2 protein-coding genes are annotated in these 1,524 nt (G+C 42.1%); both read right to left on the bottom strand.

Features of this window, described 5'->3' with window-relative positions; translation table 11 throughout:
• Positions 1-234 precede the first annotated feature (234 nt).
• Positions 235-654, bottom strand: coding sequence for a heme utilization cystosolic carrier protein HutX (hutX, locus tag B3182_RS08450; protein WP_292358179.1), 420 nt, complete (start codon positions 652-654; stop codon positions 235-237).
• A gap of 14 nt (positions 655-668) precedes the next feature.
• On the bottom strand, positions 669-1,524 hold an 856-nt coding region (locus B3182_RS08455; RefSeq protein WP_292752338.1), incomplete at its 5' end, for a TonB-dependent receptor domain-containing protein.

Consider the following 1,524-nt stretch of genomic DNA (forward strand, 5'->3'; position numbering starts at 1 on the left):
TTGATCTTTCATAGCCGCCTCTGCTGTGACTGAAAATGCACCAATCAAGACGCGAGGAGTGAAGTTTAGTGACTCTAAATAAACGACGAGCAACGAAGAGTGGTGCATTTTCAGCCTCAACCCGAAGGGCTGGGTGCTATTTTCCCCCTACTTCGTTGGAAATGACTTATCTAGAATGACTACATCGCATCATTACCGCCTTGTCGGACAAAAAATAGCCTCCAGCAGTGGTGGCTAAGAAAGATTAACAGGCCCTTGATATTGCTGCATTAACTGATAAAACTTTTCACGTTGTGATGCGATCAATTCGCCCTGTTCATCACGACCGAGAAAGACTTTGAAGATGACTTCATCGTTTGCATCCTCAAACACAAAGGCATAACTTTCACGACCTCGATGGGGTTTAGCCTGAAAGCTGATTCGCTCAATTTTCTGCAGATTAAGATGGCCCTGAAAACCGTTGCCGTCAGCTTTAAGGTTATAGAAACCTTCTGCCACGGTTGCTTTTGGAAAGGCGCCGGTAAATTCGAATACACTGCCACCATGAATAATGATGGTTGTCATCGAGCCCCAATCACTGATCTGTTCCAATAACTGTTGCGCATTTTGTCCCGGCATTATTGAGGCTGGTGTTGCTGCTTGTTCCTGTTGCATAAATCTACTCCGCATTAGAACTGATAGCGTACTGCCAATCTTACATCACGTCCCGGCATATAAAGCTCCTGAAACGCCACACGATAATATTGATCAAACAGATTATTCACACTGATATCCAGCTTGAGATCAGATATGGCAGCTGGCTGCCAGGTGGCATAAATATCGGTCAGGGTATAGTGGTCATAATCTCGACTATCTTCTGAAGGAGTTCGATTCTGAGTCTCGATATGGCTGACCTTCAGCCCCGTTTTAACGCTGCGATTGATAAAGCGCTGACTCAGATCCAATACCCATTTATCTGCTGGAATACCGCTAAGTTTCTCACCAGTCTGTTTATCTTCACCACGGGTCTGGCCGTATGACAATGCAGCATTAAAATCATTTAGACCATAGTTAAATTTTAGCTCAAAACCTTTTAATTGAGCTTCATCAACATTGTTATAAGTTGTGTTCCCGGCATCAACACTGAAAAAAGGTGGAAAAGGTAATGATGAAAAAACAGGGCTATCAACTGTTTGCTCAATAAAATTATCAATATTGTTATAAAACAATGCCGCATTGATGCCAAAGTAATCTTGTGGAGTAAAGAGATTCTGCGTATTAAAGTCAGCGATGAATTCGATATTTTGAGATTCTTCTGGTTTCAGATCAGCATTTGGAATAAAGGTATTACAAGAAGTTGAAGTAATGCAAAAATGTGTTCCGGTGGTATAAAGCTCCTCAGCGGTTGGCGCCCTGAAAGCTTCATCGTAACGAAGTGTCAGATTCAGCTGATCTGTAGTTTGCCATACCAAAGCTACTGAAGGTGAAAGTGCATTATCACTACGATCATTATTTAAATTTTTAGCCTTAGTGCTGAAATCATCA

Origin of the sequence: Methylophaga sp. UBA4204 (assembly GCF_002379485.1) — a bacterium.
Lineage (GTDB): Bacteria > Pseudomonadota > Gammaproteobacteria > Nitrosococcales > Methylophagaceae > Methylophaga.